Annotated in this window: 16 protein-coding genes and 3 pseudogenes; 6 read left to right on the top strand and 13 right to left on the bottom strand. The window is 71.2% G+C overall.

Annotation, left to right across the window (positions count from 1 at the left end; all coding sequences use genetic code 11):
* Positions 1-28: 28 nt before the first annotated feature.
* Both FN821_RS15115 and pknB read right to left on the bottom strand, forming a co-directional pair.
* Positions 29-214: a PASTA domain-containing protein gene (locus tag FN821_RS15115; protein ID WP_483407046.1), complete on the bottom strand. Its 186-nt coding sequence runs from the start codon at positions 212-214 to the stop codon at positions 29-31.
* 27 nt (positions 215-241) lie between these two features.
* Positions 242-2,101 (bottom strand): annotated as a pseudogene (gene pknB / locus FN821_RS08860) (Stk1 family PASTA domain-containing Ser/Thr kinase); the annotation flags it as partial.
* A gap of 127 nt (positions 2,102-2,228) precedes the next feature.
* On the opposite strand from pknB, the gene FN821_RS08855 reads away from it, so the two are divergent.
* On the top strand, positions 2,229-3,065 hold the full coding sequence (locus FN821_RS08855) for a thiamine phosphate synthase (protein WP_165489312.1): 837 nt from the start codon (positions 2,229-2,231) through the stop codon (positions 3,063-3,065).
* Here the strand turns inward: FN821_RS08855 and FN821_RS08850 are convergent.
* A complete protein-coding gene (locus tag FN821_RS08850; protein WP_131172236.1) occupies positions 3,062-3,475 on the bottom strand; it encodes a DUF3592 domain-containing protein in 414 nt (137 codons plus the stop codon). The two genes, FN821_RS08855 and FN821_RS08850, sit on opposite strands and share 4 nt — an antisense overlap.
* 9 nt (positions 3,476-3,484) lie before the next feature.
* Positions 3,485-4,600, bottom strand: coding sequence for a polyprenyl synthetase family protein (locus FN821_RS08845; protein WP_241660177.1), 1,116 nt, complete (start codon positions 4,598-4,600; stop codon positions 3,485-3,487).
* Between the two features lie 52 nt (positions 4,601-4,652).
* Between FN821_RS08845 and FN821_RS08840 the strand changes: the two genes are divergently transcribed.
* The gene (locus tag FN821_RS08840; protein ID WP_131172237.1) at positions 4,653-5,549 is read left to right on the top strand and encodes a methylenetetrahydrofolate reductase; all 897 of its coding nucleotides are present in this window, start codon (positions 4,653-4,655) and stop codon (positions 5,547-5,549) included.
* Here the strand turns inward: FN821_RS08840 and FN821_RS08835 are convergent.
* From FN821_RS08835 to FN821_RS08805, 7 genes and pseudogenes are all read right to left on the bottom strand, one after another.
* Complete coding sequence (locus FN821_RS08835) at positions 5,497-7,722, bottom strand: HelD family protein (protein WP_131172238.1); 2,226 nt, start codon at positions 7,720-7,722, stop codon at positions 5,497-5,499. The genes FN821_RS08840 and FN821_RS08835 overlap by 53 nt on opposite strands.
* Before the next feature lie 100 nt (positions 7,723-7,822).
* Positions 7,823-9,064, bottom strand: a pseudogene (locus FN821_RS08830) (FAD-dependent oxidoreductase); the annotation flags it as partial.
* A 41-nt stretch (positions 9,065-9,105) separates the two neighbouring features.
* On the bottom strand, positions 9,106-10,086 hold the full coding sequence (locus tag FN821_RS08825; RefSeq protein ID WP_131172240.1) for a TerC/Alx family metal homeostasis membrane protein: 981 nt from the start codon (positions 10,084-10,086) through the stop codon (positions 9,106-9,108).
* A 399-nt stretch (positions 10,087-10,485) separates the two neighbouring features.
* Positions 10,486-11,358, bottom strand: a complete 873-nt coding sequence (locus FN821_RS08820) for an exodeoxyribonuclease III (RefSeq protein ID WP_131172241.1) — start codon at positions 11,356-11,358, stop codon at positions 10,486-10,488.
* Positions 11,359-11,387: 29 nt separating this feature from the next.
* Complete coding sequence (locus tag FN821_RS08815; protein WP_131172242.1) at positions 11,388-12,014, bottom strand: hypothetical protein; 627 nt, start codon at positions 12,012-12,014, stop codon at positions 11,388-11,390.
* The gene (locus FN821_RS08810) at positions 12,011-14,530 is read right to left on the bottom strand and encodes a polynucleotide kinase-phosphatase (protein WP_131172243.1); all 2,520 of its coding nucleotides are present in this window, start codon (positions 14,528-14,530) and stop codon (positions 12,011-12,013) included. Before FN821_RS08810 ends, FN821_RS08815 begins: the two co-directional genes overlap by 4 nt.
* A complete protein-coding gene (locus FN821_RS08805; RefSeq protein WP_131172244.1) occupies positions 14,527-15,936 on the bottom strand; it encodes a 3' terminal RNA ribose 2'-O-methyltransferase Hen1 in 1,410 nt (469 codons plus the stop codon). Before FN821_RS08805 ends, FN821_RS08810 begins: the two co-directional genes overlap by 4 nt.
* Before the next feature lie 197 nt (positions 15,937-16,133).
* On the opposite strand from FN821_RS08805, the gene FN821_RS08800 reads away from it, so the two are divergent.
* Entirely contained in the window at positions 16,134-17,045 is a 912-nt protein-coding gene (locus FN821_RS08800) for a GIY-YIG nuclease family protein (RefSeq protein ID WP_338324583.1), read from the top strand.
* On the opposite strand, the gene FN821_RS08795 is transcribed toward FN821_RS08800, so the two are convergent.
* Positions 17,020-18,417, bottom strand: coding sequence for a PLP-dependent transferase (locus FN821_RS08795; protein ID WP_131172246.1), 1,398 nt, complete (start codon positions 18,415-18,417; stop codon positions 17,020-17,022). The two genes, FN821_RS08800 and FN821_RS08795, sit on opposite strands and share 26 nt — an antisense overlap.
* A gap of 144 nt (positions 18,418-18,561) precedes the next feature.
* A pseudogene (locus FN821_RS08790) lies at positions 18,562-18,648 on the bottom strand (type II toxin-antitoxin system RelE family toxin); the annotation flags it as partial.
* Positions 18,649-18,782: 134 nt separating this feature from the next.
* On the opposite strand from FN821_RS08790, the gene FN821_RS08785 reads away from it, so the two are divergent.
* The 3 genes from FN821_RS08785 to FN821_RS08775 are packed head-to-tail and all read left to right on the top strand — an operon-like array spanning position 18,783 to position 23,313.
* Positions 18,783-19,088, top strand: coding sequence for a DUF6504 family protein (locus FN821_RS08785; protein WP_131172247.1), 306 nt, complete (start codon positions 18,783-18,785; stop codon positions 19,086-19,088).
* Positions 19,088-19,492, top strand: a complete 405-nt coding sequence (locus tag FN821_RS08780) for an SAV_6107 family HEPN domain-containing protein (RefSeq protein ID WP_131172248.1) — start codon at positions 19,088-19,090, stop codon at positions 19,490-19,492. Before FN821_RS08785 ends, FN821_RS08780 begins: the two co-directional genes overlap by 1 nt.
* Positions 19,489-23,313, top strand: coding sequence for a DNA polymerase III subunit alpha (locus FN821_RS08775; RefSeq protein WP_131172249.1), 3,825 nt, complete (start codon positions 19,489-19,491; stop codon positions 23,311-23,313). The genes FN821_RS08780 and FN821_RS08775 overlap by 4 nt, the downstream gene beginning before the upstream one ends.
* Positions 23,314-23,524: the final 211 nt, after the last annotated feature.

Raw genomic sequence — 23,524 nt, 5'->3', positions numbered from 1 at the left:
GGGGCCCAGGGTAGCGACGAAGTGCTGCTCAGCCGATGAAGATCGTGACCGGCGAGCCGGCGTCGACGCGGCGTCCCGAGGCCGGGTCCGTGGACACGACCGTGCCCGGGACGCCTGCCTTCGTCGGGGACGGGGCGGTCGTGACCGTGAAACCGGCGGCCTCCAACTTCGCGGTCGCGGCGGCGGCGTCGAGCTTGCGGACGTCCGGGACCACGACCTGCGCCGGACCCTTGGAGATCACGAGCGTCACCGTGTCGCCCTTGTGCACCTGACCGGGCGCGGGGGACTGCGAGACCACACCGCCCTTCGCCACGGTCGGCGAGATGGCCTCGGTGCTCTTGACCTTCAGCCCGGCTCCGATGAGGGCCGCCTTGGCGTCCGCTGCGGGCTTGCCGGACCAGTCCGCGAGGTCCACGGGCTCGATGCCCTTGGAGAGCACGAAGTCGACGCCCGAGCCGCGGTGCAGGGCGGTGCCAGCGGGGGTGGCCTGGCTGAGGACCGTCCCCGCGGGGACCTTGGGGTCGTAAGCCTCCGTGATCGCCCCGGCGACGAGGCTCGCGTCCGCCAGGGCCCCGAGCGCCTGATCTCGGGTCTTGCCCTTGAGCAGCGGGACGTCGTACAGCTGGGCGCCCTGGGAGAGGTAGACGATGACGACCGAGTCCGGCGCGAGGTGGGCGCCGCTCGCGGGATCCGTCCGCAGCACGATGCCCGGGGGCACGGTCTCGGAGTACTCCCGGACGAACGTGGCGGCTAGGCCCGCCTCGGCGAGCGCCGTCCTCGCGCCCGGCTGTTCGAGGCCCTTCACCGCGGGGACGGCGGGGAGGCGTCCGGCCGTCGCCCACCAGGTGCCCAGCAGCAGCGTCCCGACCACGATCAGGGACGCCACCGCGGCGACGAGGCGACGGCGCCGGTGCATGGGGCTCTGGACCCACTGGCTCGGGGTGATGACCTGCGGGCGCGACGGCGGCGAGTAGGGGGAGATCGGCGCGGGCCTGGCGGACGCGTCGGCGTCCGGAATGCCCGGCGACGACGGGGACCCGAGGCGAGCGAGGCGCAGCTCACGCAGACGCGGCAGCCAGCGGGCGGCTTCCGGCATCGACGCGGCCTCGCGGGAGTCGACCGAGGACGCCGAGACGGCCGAGCGGGGGGCGGCGGTGACGAGCTCAGGGAGGGACTCCCTCGCCTGGTCGACACCGTGACGCGTCGAGGCCGTCATCAGCGCGAGGAGCGCTCCGGAGTCCGGCACCCCGTGGGTAGCGGCCGTCCGCGCTCCCCGGACCTGATCCAGCAGGACGCCGGCGTCGGTCTGGCGGCGCGCGGGCGTCCGGATGGTGGTCGTGCGGACGAGGGCGTCCAGGTAGTCCGGCACCGGCTCGGCCGTGCGCGGCGCCGCGGACGGCACGGGGACCGGGCGGTGGACGTGCGCGTACGCGATCTCGAGCGGCGTGGCGCCCCGATGCGGCTTCACGCCGGTGAGCAGCTCGTAGAGCAGGATGCCGAGCGAGTAGACGTCGGAGCGCGTGCTCGCCTGTCCGCGCGAGACCAACTCGGGCGCGATGTAACTGACCGTGCCGATGACGACGCCACCCTCGGCCACGGAGGCGGCGGTCACGTTTCGCGCCAGCCCGAAGTCGGCGACCTTGATGTGGCCGTCGGTCGAGATCAGGACGTTCTCGGGCTTGACGTCACGGTGGATGATCCCGGCGGCGTGGGCGGCCGCCAGCGCGGCCACGACCGGCTCGAAGAGTTCGAGTGCCTGCACCGTCGGGAACGGTGCCTCGAGCGTGATGAGCTGCCGCAGCGTGATGCCACGGACGTACTCCATCACGATGTAGGGACGCCCCTCGTCGTGCCCCTGGTCGAAGACCGCGACCACGTTGGGGTGGGAGAGCAGCGCCGCGGCCCGCGCCTCGGTGTCGAAGCGCGAGGCGATGTCCCCGTCCTCGTCCAGGCCGGGGTGCATGATCTTGACGGCCACGGTCCGGGACAGGCGCAGGTCGGTGGCCTCGAACACGGTCGCCATGCCTCCGCGCGCGATGCGACGGACGATCTGATAGCGATCGTCGAGAGTGGAGCCCAAGATGGGGTCACCGCGGCGCACGTTCAAAGCAATCTTTCGGCCATGGGTCGGGGAAGTGGTGCATGGTCGAACCTGGCGGCAACTCTAGGTGACGAGGTCATTCATCACCGAACGCGACCCGCCGCGGGGGGCCAATATGCTGTGCTCCGTGACTGCGCTGCTGGGTCTGGACACCCGCCTCAAGACCGCCCGACTCCTGTGCGTGACCGACGCCCGCGTCCGCTCGAAAGACCTCGCAGGATTCGTCAACGGACTCTGCGGCGGCGGGGTCGACATCGTCCAGTTGGCCGACCCGTCGCTCAGCACCAAGGACGCCCTCGCGGCCCTGGCCACCCTGCGCAAGGCCGCCGCGCCGCGGCAGGCGATCGTGTCCGTCTGGTCGGACGCCGACCTGGCCGGGGAGTTCCTGGCCGACATGCTCGTCCTGCCCGACGACGGCGTGTCGGCTGCCCGCGCCCGGCGCCGGATCCACGAGTACGCGCTGATCGGCCGGTCGTGCCACTCGCGCGCCGACATCGACGCCGCCCTGGCCGACCCCGGCATCGACGTCCTGATCGTCACCGCGGACCTGTCCTCGGTCGAGTACGCCGCTGCGAAGGCCCCCCAGGGCGACCCGGCCTCGAAGCCGTGGTTCGCGGCCGGCGGCATCACGGTCGACTACCTCGACTTGCTGATCAAGGCGGGCTGCCGCCGCGTCGTCGTGGGTCGGGCCCTGACCAAGGCCAAGGATCCCCAGGCGAAGGCGTCCGAGTTCTCGACGGCGATGAAGGCCGCCTGGGACGCCGACCCGGCGATGGAGAAGGTGGTCTTCGCGGCCTTCGGACGCCGCCCCCGGGCAGCCGGCGCGGAGGCGTCCGGCACGGAACATCCGGAGGCCCCGGACGCGGGTGATGGCTTCGGCTCGCTGTCGAACCCGTTCGCGAGGGCAAAGTCGACGCCACCGCCGGCCGATGGGCCGACGATCGACGACCCGATCTCGAACTAGCGGCTGACCAGGGCCCAGATCAGGCCCGCCCAGATCAGCCCGCCGAAGAAGAAGAACGCTCCGAGGACGCCGACCACGAACTGGCCGGCGAAGCGTTCCAGCCGCGGCAGCTCCAAGACGGCCTCGAGCGCGTCCTGGGGGTCCCGCCACACCGTGACCTGCGTGCCGAGGGGGCGTCCCGATACGTACTGGCCGTGGGGCTCCGGGTGTAGGCGTCGCGTGCCGCCCTCGGGCAGGGGGTACTCGACGACGTCGATCGGCCCGTGGGCGTCCCGGTCGCGTCCGATGATCGTGCCCGCGACGATCGTCCAGCGCTTCGCCGCCGTCACCTTCCGGATGGCGAGGATCGCCCAGAGCATCGTGACGAGTCCGGGGATGATGATCAGGGTCGGGCCCGCGTACACACCCATGCCCGGCTCCTAGAACGTCCTGCGGACCGCGGCCCGCGCCAGGTTGGCCAGACCGTCGGACGCCGCCCCGAGCCACGGAGCGTGGTCCAGCGCACTGATCGCGGCGGCGAACTCGCGCTCGATGGCCTGCTCGACGAAGGCCTGCGCGCCGGAGTCGACGATGATCGTCTTGGCGGTCTCGATGTCGTCGGCCGACAGGTCCGGACGCCCGAAGAGGTCGGCGAAGCGGCGGGCCGCGGCGTCCGAGGCGCCAGCGAACGTGCGGACGACCACCAGGGTGAGCTTGCCCTCGCGCAAGTCCTCGCCGGAGTCCTTGCCGGTCAGCGCCTCGTCGCCGAACACGCCCAGGAGGTCGTCGCGGTACTGGAAGGCGCGTCCGAGCGGGCGGCCGAAGGCGCTGAACGTCGCCTGCTGCGCGTCGGACGCCCCGGCGATCGCGCCGCCGATGTGCAGGGGTCGCTCGACGGTGTAGCACGCGGACTTGTAGGTGACGACGCGCGAGACGAGCGTTTCGAGTTCGGCGACGCCCGCGGGCGTCCGGGTGCGGGCGTACGGGTCGACCGACTGGGCCAGCACGTCCAGGTATTGCCCGGCGGTGACCTCGGTCCGGACTGCCTGCACCCACGGCCGGACGCGGGCGAGCGCGTCGGAATCCAGCCCCGCGTTGTCGAGCATCTCGGCCGACCAGACCAGCAGCAGGTCGCCGAGCAGGATCGCGCCGGCGCGTCCGAACGCCTCGGCGTCGCCGCGTCCGGACGCCTCGCGATGATCGGCCTCGAACTGCCGGTGGGCCGCTGGGACGCCGCGGCGCGCCTCGGAGGCGTCCATCACGTCGTCGTGGATCAAGGCCGAGACGTGCAGCACGTCGAGGGACGCCGCCGCCGCGACGACGGCGTCCGGCAGGTGCAGCGAGCCCGCGGCCGCCGCCCAGCCCCACGCGCAGAAGGCCGGACGCAGCCGCTTGCCGCCTGCGGTGAAGGCCGCTCCGCGGTCGACGAGCGTCGACACCTCGGGGCCGATCGCGGACAGCTTCGAACGCTGGCCCACGAGGAAGGCGTCGATGGCATCGCCCACGGCCGACTTGAAGCCGGGGGAGACGGGATGCGAGGCGTCCAGGGTGACCACGAGGCGAGCCTAGCCGCAGCGGCGGCGTCCGATCGCCGTAGGGTTGGGCCCCATGACCAGCCAGACGATCGCCCAGCGACTGGGCGAGCCCGACCGGCCCACGTTCAGCTTCGAGTTCTTTCCTCCCTCGGACGCCGCCGGCGCGTTCGTTCTGCTGGACACGGTGGTCAACCTGCGCGAGCTGCGTCCGGACTGGGTGTCGGTCACCTACGGCGCGACCGGTGCGACGCGGGAGCGCACGTTCGACGCCGTGCGGGCGATCCAGCGGCACGGCGGCGTCCAGACGATGGGTCACCTGACGGTGTCGGGCCAGACGCGCGACGAAGTGGCCGCGGCGCTGGCGTCCTATGCGGAGCTGGGGGTCAAGCACATCCTGGCGATCCGGGGCGACATGCCGGCGGGTCCGCTGACGCCGTTCGAGGCGCATCCGGACGGGCTCGGCAACGCGACCGAGCTGGTGCGGCTGGTCAAGGCGTCCGGCGACTTCGAGGTCGGGGTCGCGGCGTTCGCCGACGGGCACCCTGCCCAGTTCGATCTGGACCTGGACGCGCGCATCCTGCTCGACAAGCAGGAGGCGGGGGCGTCCTTCGCGGTGACGCAGATGGTGTTCCGGGCGGACTCCTACCTCGCGCTGGTCGAGCGCTTCCGGGCGCTGGGCGGGACGATCCCGATCGTGGCCGGCATCATGCCGGTCACGAACCTGGGTCAGATCGCGCGGTTCAAGGCGATGGCCGGGGACGTCATGCCCGACGACCTTGTCGCCGAGCTGATGACGGCCGCCGACGACAAGGCGCGGTTCCGCGAGATCGGGCTCGAGCGGATCACGCGCCTGTGCGATCAACTGCTGGCCGGCGGGGCGCCGGGGCTCCAGTTCTTCACGCTGAACCGCTCGACGGCTACGAACGAGATCGTCGCCAGGCTCCGGCAGATTCCCCCACATCGAGCGTGACGAGCAGCTGCGTCGGACGCGTCAGCGCCACGTAGAGCACGCGGACGCCGCCGGGCGACTCGGCCACGACCTCGTCCGGCGACACGACCACCACGGCGTCGTACTCGAGGCCCTTCGCCTCCAGCGGCGTGACGAACCAGACCCGGTCGATGTCGACCGAGTTCATCTCGGACGCCAGCCGGCGCAGCACCGCCGCCTGCAGGGCTTCGATGCGGGACGGCGGGACGATGACGCCCACGGTGCCTGGGACTTGGTCGGTGAGGGTGTCGATCCGGGCGGCGAGATCGCTGACCAGGGCGGCCTCGGAGACCCGCGCCAGCTCGGGCTCGTTGCCCGTCGACCGGACGGCCGTCGGCAGATCGGCCTTGGGGTAGGCGCGCTTGACGATCTCGGCGGCGAGGTCGAAGACCTCCTTGGGGGAGCGATAGTTCACCGAGAGCCGGAACTCGCGGTGCGGCGCGGAGCCGATCAGTTCGCGCACGGCGCGTCCGACCTCGTCCAGATCTGGCCACGAACTCTGCGCCAGGTCGCCGACGATCGTCCAGGACGCCTGCGGCCCGCGGCGGCGGAGCATCCGCCACTGCATGGGGGTCACGTCCTGGGACTCGTCGATGAGCAGGTGGGCGTAGTTCTCGACGCTGTCGTCGTCGGGGTCGGCCTCGATGGAGCGCGTGTAGCGGTCGGCCATGGTGACCAGCTCCGACACCTCGGCGCCGGAGGTGAGGAAGAGCGTGGGGTCGCTGTCGCCGGCGTCGCGCGGGAGGGGTCCGAGGATGGCGGCGAGCTCGTCCAGCAGCGCGGTGTCGGCGACCGACCAGTCGTCGTGGGTGGCATAGGACGCCGTGAGCGCGGCGCGTTCGGCCTCGGTCAGTAGGTCGGTGGCGATGCGGTCGACGACGCCGGCGTCCGCGAGGCGGCGCAGCACCTCGGTCGGGACCAGCGGCGGCCACCAGGTGCTGAGGAACGTCCGGTAGGCGCTCGAACTCGTGATCAGGTCGTCGATCGCGTCGGCGTCCAACCCGAGTTCCTCGGGGACCTGCGGCCGCAAGGCAGCGAGCACCGCGCGCTCGGCGGCGTCCCGGGACGCGTTGAGCTTGCCGTGCGCGGCGACCGAGGTGCGGATGCGGTCGAGGGCGGAGGCGTCCAGCTTGAGGACGTTGCCCTTGACCGTGGTTAGCAGCTGGGTGGGCCCGTCGGACAGCGGCAGATTCACGAGCCGCTTGATCAGCGTGACCATGCGGAGGCTGCCCTTGACGTTCGCGGCCAGGGCGTCGTCGATGCGGGTCGCGCGGACGTCCGGTAGGACGTCGGACGCCACCGCCCCGATGGCCCGGAGCGTGACGGAGTCCTCGCCGAGGGACGGCAGGACGCGCTCGATGTAGTTCATGAAGACGGGTCCGGGGCCGACGACGAGGATGCCGCCGCGCTCGAACCTGCGCCGGTTGGAGTAGAGCAGAAAGGCGGCGCGGTGCAGGGCTACGACGGTCTTACCGGTGCCGGGTCCGCCGGAGATCACGGTGACGCCGCGGTGGTCGGCGCGGATCGCCTCGTCCTGCTCGGCCTGGATCGTCGCGACGATGTCGCGCATGTGCTTGCCGCGGGCGCGCGACAGGGCGGCCATCAGCGCGCCCTCGCCGACGATGGGCAGGTCGTCGATGTTGGCTTCGGCATCCAGCAGGTCGTCCTCGATGCCGATGACCTTGTCCGCCCGGCAACGCAGGACGCGGCGGCGGACGACGTCCATGGGGTTGTTCGGGGTTGCGCGGTAGAAGGGCTCGGCGGCGGGGGCCCGCCAGTCGATCACCAGCGGCTCGTACTCGGCATCGCGGACGCCGATGCGTCCGATGTAGCGGACCTCGCGGTCGGTGTGGTCGAGGCGGCCGAAGACGAGGCCCTCGTGCTCGGCGTCCAGGATGGCGAGGCGCTTGGCGGCCTGGAAGGCGAACGCGTCCCGTTCGAAGAGGGCGGTGCCGTCCTCCTCGCGGACCCACGAGCCCCGATCGGAGCGGTAGAGCTCCTGGCCGCTCTCGGCCGCGCTGCGGGCCGACTTCGTCGCCACGCCCAGCCGCTCGTAGACGGCATCCACGTGCGCCTGCTCGATCGCGAGTTCGCGGGACAGGACGTCACTGGAGACGCCGGCATCGGGCGAGTAGGCGTCGGACGAGTTGGTCAAGTGGGGTTCCCTCCGGACGTGGCCGTCGAGAGAGTTTAGTGCCTGCGCCGACGGCAGCCCAGTTGCGTCCGCCGGGACGCGTCCGTCAGGGCTTGTAGTCGCGGTTGCTGGGGCGGATGTCCTCGCCGGTGAGGTCCTCGTGCGCGGCGTAGGTGGCCAGGGCTGCTGTCAGCAGTTGCGCCCAGGGCTCGTTTCCACCCCGGCCGGACGCCGACGCGACGTACAGCGCCAGCTTGCGAGGCGTCCGGACGGCGGGACGAAGGAGCCAGGAGGCGTGGCCGTCCCAGCGGGCGCCGTAGCTAGCGGCCGGCGTGGGCCGTGCATGATCGTGGACGATCACCTCGGTGCCGGACTCGGTCGGGCGTCGGTAGGTGACGATCGGTCCGGACGCTGTGTGCCGGACCTGCTCGCTGAAGGGTTCTTGCTGGGGCAGGTGGGTGACGGTCACGTGCGGCGCCAGGGCCGGACGCAGGCGTGCCGTGGTGAGCCGGGTGGCCCACGAGGTGTCGCCCACCAGGCGCGGCTGCACCCAGGGGTTGATCGTGCTGATGACGGCGTCGCCGTCGAAGGCTGCCTGGTCGGTCGTGACGCGCGTCGACGAGATCGACGTGACCAGGGCTTTCGTCACGACTCGGACGCCGCGGGTCGCGAGCCGCTGGGCCAAGACGTCGAGGATGGCCGTGGCCGGCTGCGGGCGGTCGTCGGCGTCCACGAGGAGCCAGCGGCCGAACATGCGGTCGACGCTGAGGCGGGTGGCGAGCCAGGCCGGCGTCCGGTAGGGGTCTGATCCGACGCGGAAGGCGACGTCGCGGACGAGGGATCCGAGGTGCGGGTGGGGCTGGCGGCGGGCGAGAGCCTCGATGGTGAGCTTCGGGTCGAGGCGATGGCGACGGGAGGTGATCTGGGCGCGGTCGATCAGCTCGCCCTCGAGGCCCAACGGACGCATCAGCTGCCAGGACTCGTCGAGATCGTCGAGCAGGTCGCGCCAGCGGGTCGCGACGTCGGGGGAGTAGCGCTCGCTCATGAGGCGCCACTGCTCGGCGCGGTCGGTCGGCCACGACAGCCGGGTGCCGTCGGCGAAGTGATGTTCGACGTTCGGCGCGGGGATCAGGCGGAGCCCGCGGCGTCCGAACTCGGCGTCGAACGCGCGTCCGGACTTGCGAAACAGGTCCTTGAGCGGGGCCGGGAACGGCAGGACCGGAGCCCAGGCGCCGGGCTCTGCCAGGCGTCCGCCCAGGCGGTCACGCTTCTCGACGATGGTGACCTGGTGGCCGGCCTTCGCCAGGCGCGCCGCCGCGGCCATGCCGGGCAACGAGCCCCCCACCACGACGATCCGGGCCATGACGGAAGTGTGTCAGACGCCCGGACGTCGGGTGAGGCCCACTAGGCGATGCGGGCGCCGTCGTGCTCGCGACGCTCGGCGATGAGGCTGGTGGCGGTGACCACCGCCAGGGCGACCACGATGACGACCAGGGACGCCAAGGTCGGCACGCTCGGCACCCAGGACCACACGCCGTGAGCCCAATGCAGCCCGAGCTTGACGCCGATGAACGCGAGGATGAACGCCAGCCCGAAGCCAAGGTGTCGGAGCTTGGCCAAGGCTCCTTCCAAGACGAAGTAGAGCGCGCGCAGGCCGAGGAGTGCGAAAGCGTTGGTGACGAACACGAGGTAGGGGTCGCCGGTGATTCCATACACGGCCGGCACGGAGTCAACCGCGAACACCACATCGGTGCCCAAGATGGCGATCACGACGAGTGCCAGTGGCGTGAGCGCGCGACGTCCGGCTTGAGAGACGCTGAGGCGGGTGCCCCGGTAGTCGTCGGTGACCGGGAACCAGCGGCGAGCCAAACGCACGAGACGCAGTTCGGAGACATCAAGAGAATGACCGCCGTGGCGTGCGTCCCTCAGGACGCCCCACGCCGTGACGAGCAAGATGGCGCCGAAGATCAAGAACATCCAGGAGAACTGGGCGATCAGGACCGCACCCAGCGCGATGAACGCGGCACGAAGAATCAGGGCGCCGACGATGCCGATCAACAGCACCCGTTGCTGCAGCACGCGGGGCACGGCAAACGACGACAGGATCAGGATGAAGATGAAGAGATTGTCGACCGACAGCGTCTTCTCGACGAGATAGCCGGTGTAGAACTCGAGGCCGACCTCCGAGCCGTGGGCCTGCCACACCCAGACGCCGAAGAGGAGCGGAAGGGCGATGTAGAAGCCGGACCAGCCCAGGGCCTCGCGCATCGAAACATCGTGGGGGCGGCGGGTGAGCAGAAAGTCGAACGCGACCAGGGCCAGCACCCCGGCGACGGTGATGACCCACAGGGTTGGGGTGGCGATGGTCGTGGTGAGCAGTGACATCGGGTCCTCGCAGCTTGTGCTTGCGAGGTCTCCTTCACCCTGCGGGCGCGCGCCGGGCGGAGCGTGGGCCCCGCGCCATGACCGGCGTCGACTTTGAGAAGTACTCCCCTCGTGGGGCAAAATCTTGACAGACGAACGTTGACGCGTCAACTAGCGCGAGCTCTTCGATTGGTTCCTGCAGCACCGGAACCCAACTGGACGAGCGCTGTCTCGATGACCGCGTCCGCCCAAGAATGGCAACGTCGACCACTGCGCCAGCCAGCCCACTCATGAAGCTTCAGCGCCGCCCCACAGCCACAAGCCGCCCCATGCTTGTGGTGGGCCGGATGGCACCGTCGACGTGGACGGCGTCGTCGCGATCATCGCCGCCCAGTTCACCGGCGCCATGGGCGCCTGGAGCTAGCCCTTCGCCTGCGGCAGCCGGCGTCCGCGCCCGGACGACGGATTGGACGGCGGCGGCACCATCGGACCGATGTCGCCGTCGGGCGCCTCGTCCAGGTCGAGGATCACCGGTGCATGATCGGACGGGCCCGTGCCCTTGCGGGCCTCGCGATCGATCCAGGCCGCAGCGCGCCGATCCGCGACCGCGCCGGACGCCAGGATCAGGTCGATCCGCATGCCGAGGTTCATGTGGAACATGCCGGCGCGGTAGTCCCAGTAGGAGAACACCCGATCGTCCGGCCAGCGCTCGCGCACGACGTCGCGCAGCCCGATCGACTGCAGCGCCGCCAGCGCGGCCCGCTCGGGCGGCGTCACGTGGGTCTCGGTCGCGTAGGCGGCCGGGTCGAACACGTCGGCGTCAGTCGGCGCGATGTTGTAGTCGCCGCAGATCACTTGGTCGCCTGGCCAGTCCGCGGCCGCCGTCCGCAGCGCAGCGAGCCAGGCCAACTTGTAGTGGTAGTGCGGATCGCCCACCGTCCGCCCGTTCGGCACGTAGACCGACGTCACCCGGACGCCCCCGCACGTCGCGCTCACCGCACGAGCCTCCAGCGTGCCCGGATCAGGGAAGCCCGGGTCGCCCACGAGGCCCGCGGACGGAGCCTCCAGGCCCACCCGCGACAACACCGCCACACCGTTCCACTGCCCCTGGCCGTGGTGGGCGACTTGGTAGCCCAGTCGCGCGAGGTCGTCGCCGAGCAACTCGACAAAGGCGGCGTCCGAGACCTTGGTCTCTTGCAAGCAGACGACGTCGGGCCGTCGCTGCTCCAGCCACGGCACGAACCGGGGCAGTCGGGGACGGATCGAGTTCACGTTCCAGGTGGCAATGCGCACGGAACTACTCTCCCATGAGCACCAGACAGTCAGTTGTTGGCCGGCTCCTCGTCGATGACTAGCTGCCGGGCGGGGTGGATCGAGTAGTCGGCCATGTGATCGAACACCGAGCGCAAAGCCACGCGGTCTGGATCGGCGTAGTAGCCGCGCTGGGCCGCGGGGAAGTCCGCCCACTCTCCGGCGAAGTCGAACGCCCACGTGAACAGGTCGTGAGGTCGATCCGCCACTGCGAACAGGCAGGTGAATCCGTGTCGCTCCCGGACGCCGACGATCCGGCGCCACACCTCCAAGAAGCCGTCCCAGTCGCCGGTCAGGTCGTAGCGGCGCATGATCGCGATCCGGCCGTCCATCGACTCCGGCGTCGCGGACGTCAGCACCTCCACGTCGACCGGGCGCACCACCACATTGCCGAACACGTGCGGCCGGGCCGCGTCGGCCAGCACGGACGCCTCCGCCTCGGCCGCGACCAGGGCCGGGGCATCGGCGTCCGGATGCGAGTACAGCCAGGTGAACTTGGGCTCGGCGTCCGTCTCGACGAAGGCGCGATGCACGGTGAAGCCGCAGGCCCGCCGCAGCGTGACCTCGCGCCGCCACAGGGGGAGGTAGGCGTCCAGATGGTGCGGCTTGACGGTGAAGCGGTGCAGCCAGGTCGTCATAGCCGGGGATCCACCGGCTCGGACTCCAACGCCAGCACCCCGAAGACGGCCTCGTGGACGCGCCACAGCGGCTCGCCCGCGACCAGCCGGTCGAGCGCCTCCAACCCGAGCACGTACTCCCGCAGCGCCAGCGACCGCTTGCGCGACAGGTTGCGGTCGCGGAGGCGTCCGAGGTTCTCGGGAAGGGTGTAGTCCGGGCCGTAGATGATCCGCAGGTACTCGCGTCCGCGCACCTTGAGCCCGGGCTGCGCGAGACCGCCCTGGGGCAGCTTGGTGAGGTTGGCTAGGGGTTTTACGACCATGCCCTCGCCTCCTGCCTCGGTGAGGGCTTCCCACCACTGGACGCCGTCGGCGCGGCTGGCGTCGTCGGTCACGGCGACGATCGTCCGCCGGGTCGGACGGAACAGGTCCGGGCTGACCTGCACCAGTCGGTCGGCCACGCCCAGGTGCCACTCGTGGTCGACGGTGGCGAAGGTGCGTCCCTCGGCGGCCAGCACCTGGAACGGTGCCACCTGGACGCCGTCGAGCCCGTCCGTCGGCCAGACGTAGCGCCGCCACGCCTCGTCGTAGGCGCGCGCGTTCGTCAGGCGCTGCTGGGTGCGGGCCGCCAGGACGTTCACGTCCAGGCCCCTGGACGCCGCGGCGGCCAGGGCGTCGGCTGCCGGGGGCAGTGCCAGCAGCGCCGCCGCGCCGACGGGGGCGTACTGCTCGCGCAGCAGTCCTGTCGCCTTGACCGACCAGGGGAGCAACTCGGCGTCCAGGAGCAGCCAGTCGGTGTCCAACTCGTCGAACAGCCCGGCCGCGCAGACGGCGTCCGAGATTCTGGTCACCAACTCGGCGCTGACCGCGGGGGAGAAGAAGGAACGGCCCGTCCGCGTGTAGACCGCGCCGCCGGGGTCATGAGCCTGTCGACGGGCCGGGCGTAGGTAGACGACCGCCCGCGAGCCCATGTGCTTCTCTTCGCAGATCACCCGCGGCACGCCCCACTCGGCGAACTGGGCGAACGCCTCGTCCGGGTGCTCCAGGTAGCCCTCGCGGCGCGAGGTGGCCACCGGCGACATGGTGGGCGGCAGGTAGGGCACCAACCGCGGGTGCAGCGCGAAACGGCTCATCACTTCGAGCGCGCCGGCGGCGTCCTCGGCTGTGATGGTCACCCGACCCATCGCAGACGTCTCGATGGAGCGGCGTCCGCTGACGTCGTCGATTCGGAGCTCGTCGACGGCCCTCGTGGCCGGCGCGACCAAGGGTTTCGCGGGCGCGAAGTAGACGCGCGCGGCGTCCACCGAGACGGTCTCACGCTCGGGGTAGCGCAGGGCCGAGAGGCGTCCGCCGAAGACGCAGCCGGTGTCGAGGCAGATCGTGTTGTTGACCCACTCCAGCGTCGGGGTCGGGGTGTGGCCGTAGGCGACGAGCGCGCGGCCCCGGTAGTCCTCGGCCCACGGGTAACGGACCGGCAGCCCGTAGTCGTCGGTCTCACCCGTCGTGTCGCCGTAGAGGGCGAACGCCCGGACGCGTCCCGAGGCGCGTCCGTGGTAGGCCTCCTTGAGGCCGGCGTGGGCGACGACGAGGCGTCCGTCATCGAGGACCAAGTGGCTGACCAGCCCGTAGCACCAAGCTCGGACCGCCGCCCGAAACTCGGGCGTCTCGACGGCCAGTTGGTCGAGGGTCTCGGCCATGCCGTGGGTGCGCTTGACGTCGTGTCCGTCGAGGGCCCGGATGAGCTTCGCCTCGTGGTTGCCCGGGACGGCCAGCGCGTGCCCGGACGCCGTCGCACCGATCGCCAGCCGCAGGACGCCGGCGATGTCGGGTCCGCGGTCGACGAGGTCGCCGACGAACACGAGCGTCCGGCCGTCGGGATGGGAGACGTCAATCGGACGCCCCTCGTCGTCGCGCTGGACGGCGTAGCCGAGGCGAGCGAGCAGGTCGAGCAGCTCAGCCAGGCAGCCGTGGACGTCACCGACGATGTCGAACGGTCCAGCGAGGTCGCGCCGGTCGTTGAGCAACGGCTCGCGCACGATGGACGCCGCCGCGATCTCGTCAGGACCCCGCAGCATGTGGACCTGACGGAAGCCTTCCTTGCCGAGGTGCTTGATCGACTTGGCCAACTGCGCCTGCTGCCGCCGGATCGGTCCGTCGCCGAAGGGCCGATCCGGACGGTTCCGGTTGCGCTCGATGGCCACGTCAAGGCCGGCGTCCAGGACGATCGCCACCGGCAGCACGTCATGGTCGCGGGCCAGTTTGATCAGCGCGGCGCGCGAGTCGCGGCCAACATTGGTGGCGTCCACGACGGTGAGTAGGCCGCGGTCGAGACGCTTGCCGGCGACGTAGTGCAACACGTCGAAGGCGTCACCGGACGCCTCCTGGCTGTTCTCGTCGCCGCTCACGAGCGCGCGGCAGGCGTCGCTGCTGATCGCCTCGTACGGGGCGAACTTCTCGCGGGCGAACGTGGTCTTGCCCGACCCCGAGACGCCGATCAGGACGACGAGGCTGAGCGCCGGAATACGCACCGGGGTCATGACGCCTCCCTCGTGAACAGGGCGAGCTGGGTGGGCGTCCCGAGGTCGTCGTCGGCCTCGCCGACGCCGCGGAACTCGACAGCGTAACCGTGCCGCTCCGCGACCCCGTGAGCCCAGTCGGCGAACTCGGAGCGGGTCCACTCGAAGCGATGGTCGGCGTGGCGCAGTTGGCCGGACGCGAGCCCGTAGATCGCGTTGTATTCGGCGTTCGGCGTTGTCACGACCACGTGCGCGGCTCGGACCCCAAAGACCGACGCCTCCAGCGAGGCCAGCCGGTCGGACTCGACGTGCTCGATCACCTCGATCAGCAGCAGGGCATCGAAGGCCGCCAGCGCCGGATCGGTGTACGTCAGCGAGCCTTGCCGCAGCGTCACCCGGGCCCGCTGGCTGTCGCTGAGGCGCTCCAGCCGACGTTCGGCCTTGTCGAGTTCGCGAGCGGACACGTCGATGCCCAGGACCTCGGTGAACATGGGATCGTCCAGCAGCGCCCGCAGGTAGAGGCCCTCGCCGCAGCCCAGATCCGCGACTCGGCGAGCGCCGACCGCGCGCAGGACGGCCAGCACGGCGTCCAGTCGCTGCTGACGCAGCGGCGTCCGGTCGGTCGGTTCGTCGACGACGCAGCCGGACGCCGCAGGCGCGGCCTCGTCGTCGCTCGCGTCGTCGAGCGCGGCCAGCCGGGCGACGGCGTCCGAGACGAAGGACCGGCGGTGCGCCAGGTAGCGGTCGGTGATCAGACCCCGCTCCGGATGGGAGGCGAGCCAGCCTTCGGCGCGGCGAACGAGTTTGTCGACCTCGTCGGCGCCGACCCAGTAGTGCTTGGCGTCGTCCAGCACGGGCAGCAGCACGTAGAGGTGGCTGAGGGCGTCGGCGAGGCGGAGGCGTCCGGTGAGGGTGAGGTCGACGTACGGGGCCGGACCCCAGTCGAGGCCCGCTGCGAGCGGGGGCGCGACGGCGTCCACCTGCCAGCCGAGGGGCTCGAACAGGCGCCGGACGAGGTCCGCGCCGCCGCGGCGGGCCGGGCAGGCCGGGACGTGGATCGTCAGCGGCAGCTCGGACGCCGCCAGCTCGGGCCGCGAGTCGCAGCGTCCGGTCATCGCGGTGCTGAAGGCGCGCTTGATCGCCACGGCCAGCAGCGAGCTCGCGGCGTACGGGCGGTCGTTGACGTACTGGCCGAGCGCGAAAGCCTCGGGTCCAGTCTTCTTGCCGCGGACCAGCGCGATCGGATCGACCTCCAGCAGTAGCGCCGCCGTCGCGCGCGCAGGGGAGGACTCGGGGTAGAAGACGGTCGCCGTGCCGCTACCGGCGTCGATGGTCTGCACCCTGTCGGGATGCTTGTGCAGCAGAAAGCCCAGGTCGGACGCCGGATAGGCGTCCGTGTGGGGGGCGAGGGTGATCGTCAGCAGCACCGGTCCATTGTGACCCAGGCCTCGCCAGCCGGTTGAGCGCCTACGATTCCTGCCGCGAAGTGATAGGTGCGCTTTTGGTTGGACTACCAATCAAAAGCGCACCCGTCGTGGCCTCCCGGTCGTGACGAGGCTCGAAATACCGATATCGAGCCCGATCCGTCCCCGATTCAGGTGGTTGACTCGTGGCCGTGACGTCGATGGTTCGGACTGCCTGCGGGCTGCTGCCGCCCGAGCCCGGTGTCTATCGCTTCACGGACGCCGCGGGGCGTGTCCTGTATGTGGGCCGGGCGACCGACCTGCGCTCGCGGACGCGCTCCTATTGGGGCGACCTGCGCGAACGGCGGCACCTGCGCCGCATGGTGGGCCAGATCGTGGGCGTCGAGGCGGTCGTGTGCGCGTCGCTGCACGAGGCGTCCTGGCTGGAGCGCAACCTGCTCGAACGCTCGCTACCGCGCTGGAACCGCACCCGCGGTGGCCAGGAGGTGCCGTGTTGGCTGGTCCTGGACGACGGGCCGAGGCGTCCGGGGTTGGTGCTGGTCTGGTCCGAGCCGGACGCCCCCGCGTTCGGCCCCTACCTGGGCGCGACCGCGGCCAAGCTGGCCTGGTCGGGGCTGGTGCGGGCCTGCCCGCTGCACCTGACCGGGACCCACCTGGACGCCACCGATCGATCGCTCGCCGAGGCGCGCGGGGTGGCGCCTCGCGATCGCGAGGCGTTCGGCGGCGTCCTGCGGTCGCTGCTGTCGGGCGATTCGGACGCCGCCGCTCGCGTCCGCTCGGCGCTGACCGAGGCGCGCGAGGCCGCGGCAGAGCGGCTGGCGTTCGAGACGGCGTCCAGGATTCAGGCCGAGCTGGCCGCTCTCGACTGGCTGATCGCTCCGCAGCGCGTGACGGGCTGCACGCCCGCTGACCTCGCCGTCCACGGCTGGAGCGACGGCGTCCTGTTCTCGCTGACGGCGTCCGACGGACGCCTCGACCGCTGGTCGGTGACCGCGGTGGACGCCGACGCGGCGGCGTCCAAACTCCATCGGACGCCGCCGCAGTGGCGCGACTTCGCCGCCCGCAACGCGGAGCTGGCCGCCGCGCTCAGGCGCGCGCTAGGGCCGCGTTGAGGTCCTCGATCAGGTCGTCGGTGTGCTCTCCGCCCACGGACAGCCGGATCAGGTTGGGCGGGATGCTCGCGATGGTGCGTCCGGCCTCGCCCTGCTGCTGATGGGTCGAGATCGCTGGAATGGTGGCGATGCTCTTGACGCGTCCGAGATCGGTGGCGCGACGGACGATCGTCAAGCCGTCGAAGGCGCGGCGGGCGGCGGCTTGGTCGTCGCCGACCGTGAACGCGAGCAGGTGGCCGTAGCGATTCGCCGGCTGACCGTCCGCGTCGCCATCGGCGAGCCACATGGACGCCTGCGCGAGATCGTGCCCGGGCGTCGTGGGGAGGCCGGGGTAGAGGACGCGGGTGACGGCCGGGTGGGCGTCCAGGAACTCGGCGATCCGCAGCGAACTGCGGCTCCAGGCGTCCATCTTGGTGCGGAGCGTCCGCAGATCGGTGAGCGCCATGAGGGCGTTGAAGGGGCTGATCGCGGGTCCGTGATCGCGCATCGGCAGCAGCTTGACGTGCATGGCGAAGTCGGCCCGCATGTCGTCGGTGCCGAAGCGGCTGGTGAGGCCGTGACGCGCGATGAGCGCGCCGGCGATCGCCAGGCCCGACGACGCGATCGACTTGCTGACCGAGTGGATGACGATGTCGGCGCCCATGCCCAGCGGACGCATCAGCGCCGGGGTCGCGACGGTGGAGTCGACGATCAACGGGACGCCGGCGGCGTGGGCGAGCTTCGCGACGGCCGGGATGTCGAACACCGACAGCGACGGGTTGGACGGCATCTCGCCGTAGACCACGCGGGTGCCCTCGTCGATGCGGGCCGCCCAGGCGTGGGTATCGAGCGGATCGGGAACCCAGCGCACATCGACGCCGCGCTCGCGGGCGTAGCGCTCGGCGAACAGCTGGAAGGTGCCGCCGTAGCAGCGGGCGCTCACGACGACGTTGGCCGGCGGCAGGCTCGGATCGACGGCCAGGAACGGGCTGACGGCCATGTCGACGGCCGCCATGCCGGAGCCGGTGACGACGCAGGACGCGGTGAGTCCGGTCTGGTAGGTCTCGAGCAGCGCGAGGGTCTCTTCGAGGTAGCCGACCGTCGGGTTGGCGATGCGGGTGTAGCCCCAGGCGGGCATCAGGTAGCCGAGCGCGGCCTCGAGGGCGTCGCTGTCGGGGAAGTGCTGGGCGGGGCTCAGGAACGCCGGCTCGATGACGCTGCCGCCGTTCGCCAGCGCGGCCTCGGCGGAGTAGAGGCCGTGGACGGCGATGGTGTCGAAACGCATCTGCCGCATCCGGGCCCGCTCGCGCTCGTCGGCGGCGGCTAGCTCTTGGCCCTTGGCGATCCAGGGGGCGAGGTGGTCGGGCAGGGTGGGATCGTGCTGGTCTGACATGCGGACCTCCGGGTCGCGGAGCGGGTAGGAGGCGGTCCGGGCTTGTGGCGTGGGCCGTCAGGGTTGGTATATCACCGTCTCGTGGTCTCGCGAGGTGACGGGGCGCACGTCCGTCGGGCTAGTCCGGCGTTTGGGTATGGACCGTCACACGTAGGCATCTCGCCGGTGTCGAATCGTGATGACCCGCACAACGACTCGATCGTCGTGGATCTCGTAAATCACCCTGAACTCTCCCCGCCGGGCCGACTGCCGAAGGAGTCATCCACGGGGTCAGGAGACCACCTTGACGGACTGTCGGAGGCCCCTCCTATAGTGATCCTTCCCATCGAACATGTGTTCGATACTGAGTCGATCGGAGGGGCGCTATGCGACGATACGACGAGCCCATCGAGGTGCGCTCCGAGCGGCTGGACACCCCCTCCGGCGACGACGTCGGCCCCGCCCAGTTCGTCTGGCGTCGACGCCTGTGGAAGGTCCTCGAAGTCGAGAATCGGTGGTTCGAGACCGCCGACTGGTGGACGCGCCCCGGCGACGACCTCCTCGCCGAGGCCGAGGTCTGGCGGGTGGTGGCAATGGCCGGACGCTCGTCGCTCCCGGGCGTCTACGACCTCGCCCACACCACGACCGCCACCGGCGAGCCCGACTGGCGGCTGCGGGCGGTGCTCGACTGATGCCCGACCTCACCGACCCGATCGCCGCGTCCCTGGACGCCGCCGAGTACGCCGAGCGTCCGGCCGAGCGCTACCTGCTCGCCCACGCCGCCGCGCTGCGGATCGCGGCTGAGGCGTTGTCCGGACGCCCCCGCCGCCGGGGTGCCCTGCATTCGCTCGATGGTGGACGCCGCAACGTGTGGGCCGTCCTCGCCGAGGTGGCGCCCGAACTGGGGGAGTGGTCCGAATACTTCGCGGCCCTCGACCTCAAGCGCCAGACCGTGGCCGCGGGGGCGTCCGCGCTGGTCAGCGAGCGCGAAGCCGACGATCTCGTCCGCGACGCGCGCGCCTTTCACCGCGCCGTCGATCTGGGCTGGCGGAGGCGTCCGGCGGTGGCGGTGGCCAGGCCGGGGGTTGCCTCATGAGCGACCCCTTCGTGCACCTGCGCGTCGCGTCCGGGTACTCGCTGCAGTACGGGGCGTCGCACCCGTCGGCCCTGGTCAGAGCGGCAGTCGACGCCGAGGCCGACACCCTCGCCCTCACCGACCGCGACGGCCTCTACGGGGCGATCCGGTTCGCCAAGGCCTGCGCCGAGACCGGCATCGCCCCGGTGATCGGGGCCGACCTCGCCCTGCGTCCGGCCGGAATCCGGGGCCGCCCGGACGCCCACGCCATCGTCGGCACCGGGCCGCGCGAGGCGTCCCCGATGATCGGACGCCTCGTCACGCTGGCGTCCAGCCGACGCGGCTGGGCGTCGCTGTGCCGGCTGGTCTCGGCGGCCCACGCGGACGGCGAGCGCGGCAGCCCGCGCGTCACCCGCGAGTTGATCGGACGCCACGGCGACGACCTGGTCGTCATGCTGGGCCCTGATTCCGATCTCGGTCGCGCGCTCGATGCGCGTTCCGACGACCGCGCCGAGACCCTGCTGCGTGAATGGCTGGACGTCGTCCCGCGCGACCGGCTCGCTATCGGCGTCACCAACCATCGGGTCGCCGGCCATGGGCAGGGGTCGGCGTCCCTGGCCGGACGCATGCTCGCCTTCGCCGACCGCCACGGCATCACCGGTGTCCTCACCAACGCGGTCCGCATGGCGTCCCGCTCGGACGCCCCCGCCGCCGACGTCCTGGACGCCGCCCGTCGCCTCGTCCCGCTGGACGTCCGCAACGTCGATCGCCGCAACGCCGAGGGCTATCTCAAGTCGGGCAAAGAGATGATCGCCGTGGCCGAGGAGGTCTGTGCCCTTTCCGGACGCCGCGATGCGACCCGGCTGTTCGGCGCCACCCGCGACCTGGCGATCCGGTGCCGGCTTGATCCGGCCGCGGACGTCGGGCTCGGCGAGATTCACCTGCCCGAGTTCGAGGTCCTCGGCGCCGCCGACGGCTTCACCGAACTGCGCCACCGCTGCGAGGCCGGGTTGAACGTGCGCTACGGCGTCCCTGACGATGCCGCGCTCGCGCGGCTCGACGTCGAACTGGAGGTGATCGGAAAACTCGGCTTCGCGTCCTACTTCCTGACCGTCGCGAGGGTGGTCGACGACATCAAGGCCAAGGGCATCCGGGTGGCCGCGCGCGGCTCCGGGGCGGGCAGCCTGGTCAACTACGCGCTCGGCATCTCGGGGGTCGACCCGATCCGCTACGGGCTGATCATGGAGCGCTTCCTGTCGCCCCTGCGGCGCGCCCTGCCCGACATCGACATCGACGTGGAGTCCGCCCGGCGCACCGACATCTACGACATGATCTTCGACACGTTCGGCACCGAGCGCGTCGCCTGCGTGGCGATGATGGACACCTACCGCGTCCGGCATGCCATCCGCGACGTCGGCGCCGCGATGAGCCTGCCGCCTGGCGACATCGACGCCATCGCCAAGTCGTTCCCGCACATCCGCGCCCGCGACGCCCGCCATGCGCTGCGTGACCTGCCCGAACTGCGCGCCGCCAACCTCAACGACAAGCAATTACAGGTGCTCTTTGAACTGGTCGAACGCCTCGACGGCCTGCCGCGGCACGTCGCGCTGCACCCGTGCGGCGTCCTGCTGAGCGACGCGTCCCTGCTCGACCGGACGCCCGTCGAACGCTCCTTCGGCGACTACCCGATGAGCCAGTTCGACAAGACCGACGTGGAGGACATCGGACTGCTCAAGCTCGACGTGCTGGGCATTCGCATGCAGTCATCGATGGCCCACGCCGTCGACGAGGTCGAGCGCACGACTGGGGAGCGCATCGACCTGGACGCCCTCGCCCCGTTCGACGACGAGAGTGTCTACGAGATGATCGGGCGCGCCGAGACCCTCGGCTGCTTCCAGATCGAGTCGCCGGGGCAGCGCGAGCTGGTCGGCAAGTTCGGCCCGCGAGACTTCACCGACATCGTCATCGACATTTCGCTGTTCCGTCCGGGCCCGGTGAAGTCCGAGATGGTGACCCCGTTCCTGAGCGCCCGCAACGGCTGGGATGTCCCTCGCTACCTGCACCCCGATCTGATCCCCGCGCTCGCCGAGACCGCCGGCGTGGTGGTCTTCCATGAGCAGGTCATCAAGATCGTCTCGATCATGACGGGCTGCTCTTATGCCTATGGCGACGAGGCCCGGCGGGCGCTGGGCTCCGAGGCCGGCCAAGAGGATGTGCGCCGCTGGTTCGTCCCGACCGCGCTGGGTCGCGGCTACGACCCGCAGACCGTCGAGGTGGTCTGGGGGGTGCTGAAGTCGTTCGCCTCCTTCGGCTTCTGCAAGGCCCACGCCGCCGCGTTCGCGCTGCCCACCTACCAGTCGGCCTGGCTCAAACGGCATCACCCGGCGGCATTCCTGTCCGGTGTCCTGAGCCACGATCCGGGCATGTACCCCAAGCGGCTGATCCTCGAGGAGGCCCGCCGCCTCGGCATTCCGATCCTGCCCCTGGACGTCAACCGGTCGATGCCCGACTACCGCATCGAGCCCGTTACTGAACGGGCCACGGCGCCGCTCGAGCAGCGCAGCGCGAGCGCCTGGCCAGAAGAGAAGACAGAGAGTGCAGGGGGAGCGATCGATGGCTACGGCATTCGCTTGTCTCTGTCCGACGTTCGGGGCATCACGGACGCCGAGAGCGAGCGCATCGTCGCAGGGCGTCCGTACCTGGGCCTGATCGACTTCTGGACGCGGGCCGCGCCGGCGTCCGATCTGGCCGAACGGCTGGTGCTGGCGGGCGCCTTCGACGACCTCTACGGCATCGGCGAGGCGCGGTCGATCGGACGCCGCGGCGTCGTCACCCGCCGCGATCTGCTGCTGTGTCTGGCCGATTTGGTCCGGGCCTCCCGGGTGGACGCCCGCGCCACGGGTCGCGCTCGAGGGCTGGCGTCCGCCGGTGCGGCCGGACGCCAAGCGGTCCAGCTCGCGCTGGAGTTGGGTCCTCCGCCCAGCGATCGGCAGGGGGGAGCCCCCGAGGCGGCATTCGCGGCTGAGCGCGGTCTGGATCTGCACGTCGATGTCAGTGCCGGCGGTCTCGACGAGGGCCGGGTCGATGGGCACGTGAGAGAGCGACCCGGCGACGTGGTCGTGACCGGGCTGCCCGAGATGACCGCCGACGAACGGATGGCCGCCGAACTCGACATCATCGGTCTGGACGCCACCCGGCACGTCCTGAGCGACCACCTGCCGTTCCTCCGCTCGCTGGGGATCGCCTGGTCAGAGGGGCTGCTGAAGCGGCGCAGCCGTTCGTCGATGCTGGTCGCCGGGGTGAAGGTGGCCACCCAGACGCCGCCGGTGCGCTCGGGCAAGCGGGTGATCTTCCTCACCCTCGACGACACCACCGGCCCGGTCGACCTGACGTTCTTCGCGGACGCCCAGGGTCCCTACGCCGCCACGGTGTTCAACTCGTGGCTCCTCGTCGGACGCGGCGAGCTGCGTCGCACCGGCCCACGCGGGGTCTCGTTGCGTGCCACCGGGGCCTGGGAACTGACTCATCTGGAATCGGTGTGGCGGCGCGTCCTCGACGAGACCGGCGACGAGGCGGCGGCGATCGCGGCCGTCCACGAGATCATCGACGCGCCCGTCGAGATGCCCGAGCCGGTGAAACGCGGCGACGACTGGGGTTCTGGTCCGCCCGCCGACACCGGGCAGCACGGCCCCGCCGGCGGTATGGGGCAGCGCCGGGTGTTCGTCCACCCGAGCGGCTTCGTCCAGAACCCGTACACCGACATCGCCCCCGCCGGCGAGTCGCCGAAGACGGTCCCGCACCGCAAGCTCTGGCACTCCAGCCAGGGCAGCTCGGGGTGGTGAGCCTGATGACGGTGAGCGTGGAGGTTGACCGGTGGGCCGTGCGTGAGGTGGTCGCGATGCCGGTCATTGCGACGTGCGAAGGGCGGGCGAGTGTGGCGGTGAGCCCGATGCCGGGAGGGACGTTCGGACGACGGTCCATGCGTGTGGCGGTGAGCCCGATGCCGGGAGGGACGTTCGAAGGGCGGCCCGTGCGTGAGGCGGTGGTGGCCCG

Source organism: Propioniciclava tarda (assembly GCF_900182665.1).
GTDB classification, from domain to species: domain Bacteria; phylum Actinomycetota; class Actinomycetes; order Propionibacteriales; family Propionibacteriaceae; genus Propioniciclava; species Propioniciclava tarda.
The sequence above is the reverse complement of the archived record's forward strand: the minus strand, read 5'-3'. Positions and strand labels throughout refer to the sequence as shown.

Excerpts from the sequence above, each read along its gene's own strand:
- FN821_RS08850 (WP_131172236.1), bottom strand. The coding sequence starts at position 3,475 with ATGGGTGTGTACGCGGGCCCGACCCTGATCATCATCCCCGGACTCGTC.
- FN821_RS08840 (WP_131172237.1), top strand. The coding sequence starts at position 4,653 with ATGACCAGCCAGACGATCGCCCAGCGACTGGGCGAGCCCGACCGGCCC.
- FN821_RS08825 (WP_131172240.1), bottom strand. The coding sequence starts at position 10,086 with ATGTCACTGCTCACCACGACCATCGCCACCCCAACCCTGTGGGTCATC.
- FN821_RS08815 (WP_131172242.1), bottom strand. The coding sequence starts at position 12,014 with ATGACGACCTGGCTGCACCGCTTCACCGTCAAGCCGCACCATCTGGAC.
- FN821_RS08810 (WP_131172243.1), bottom strand. The coding sequence starts at position 14,530 with ATGACCCCGGTGCGTATTCCGGCGCTCAGCCTCGTCGTCCTGATCGGC.
- FN821_RS08800 (WP_338324583.1), top strand. The coding sequence starts at position 16,134 with ATGGTTCGGACTGCCTGCGGGCTGCTGCCGCCCGAGCCCGGTGTCTAT.
- FN821_RS08795 (WP_131172246.1), bottom strand. The coding sequence starts at position 18,417 with ATGTCAGACCAGCACGATCCCACCCTGCCCGACCACCTCGCCCCCTGG.
- FN821_RS08785 (WP_131172247.1), top strand. The coding sequence starts at position 18,783 with ATGCGACGATACGACGAGCCCATCGAGGTGCGCTCCGAGCGGCTGGAC.
- FN821_RS08780 (WP_131172248.1), top strand. The coding sequence starts at position 19,088 with ATGCCCGACCTCACCGACCCGATCGCCGCGTCCCTGGACGCCGCCGAG.
- FN821_RS08775 (WP_131172249.1), top strand. The coding sequence starts at position 19,489 with ATGAGCGACCCCTTCGTGCACCTGCGCGTCGCGTCCGGGTACTCGCTG.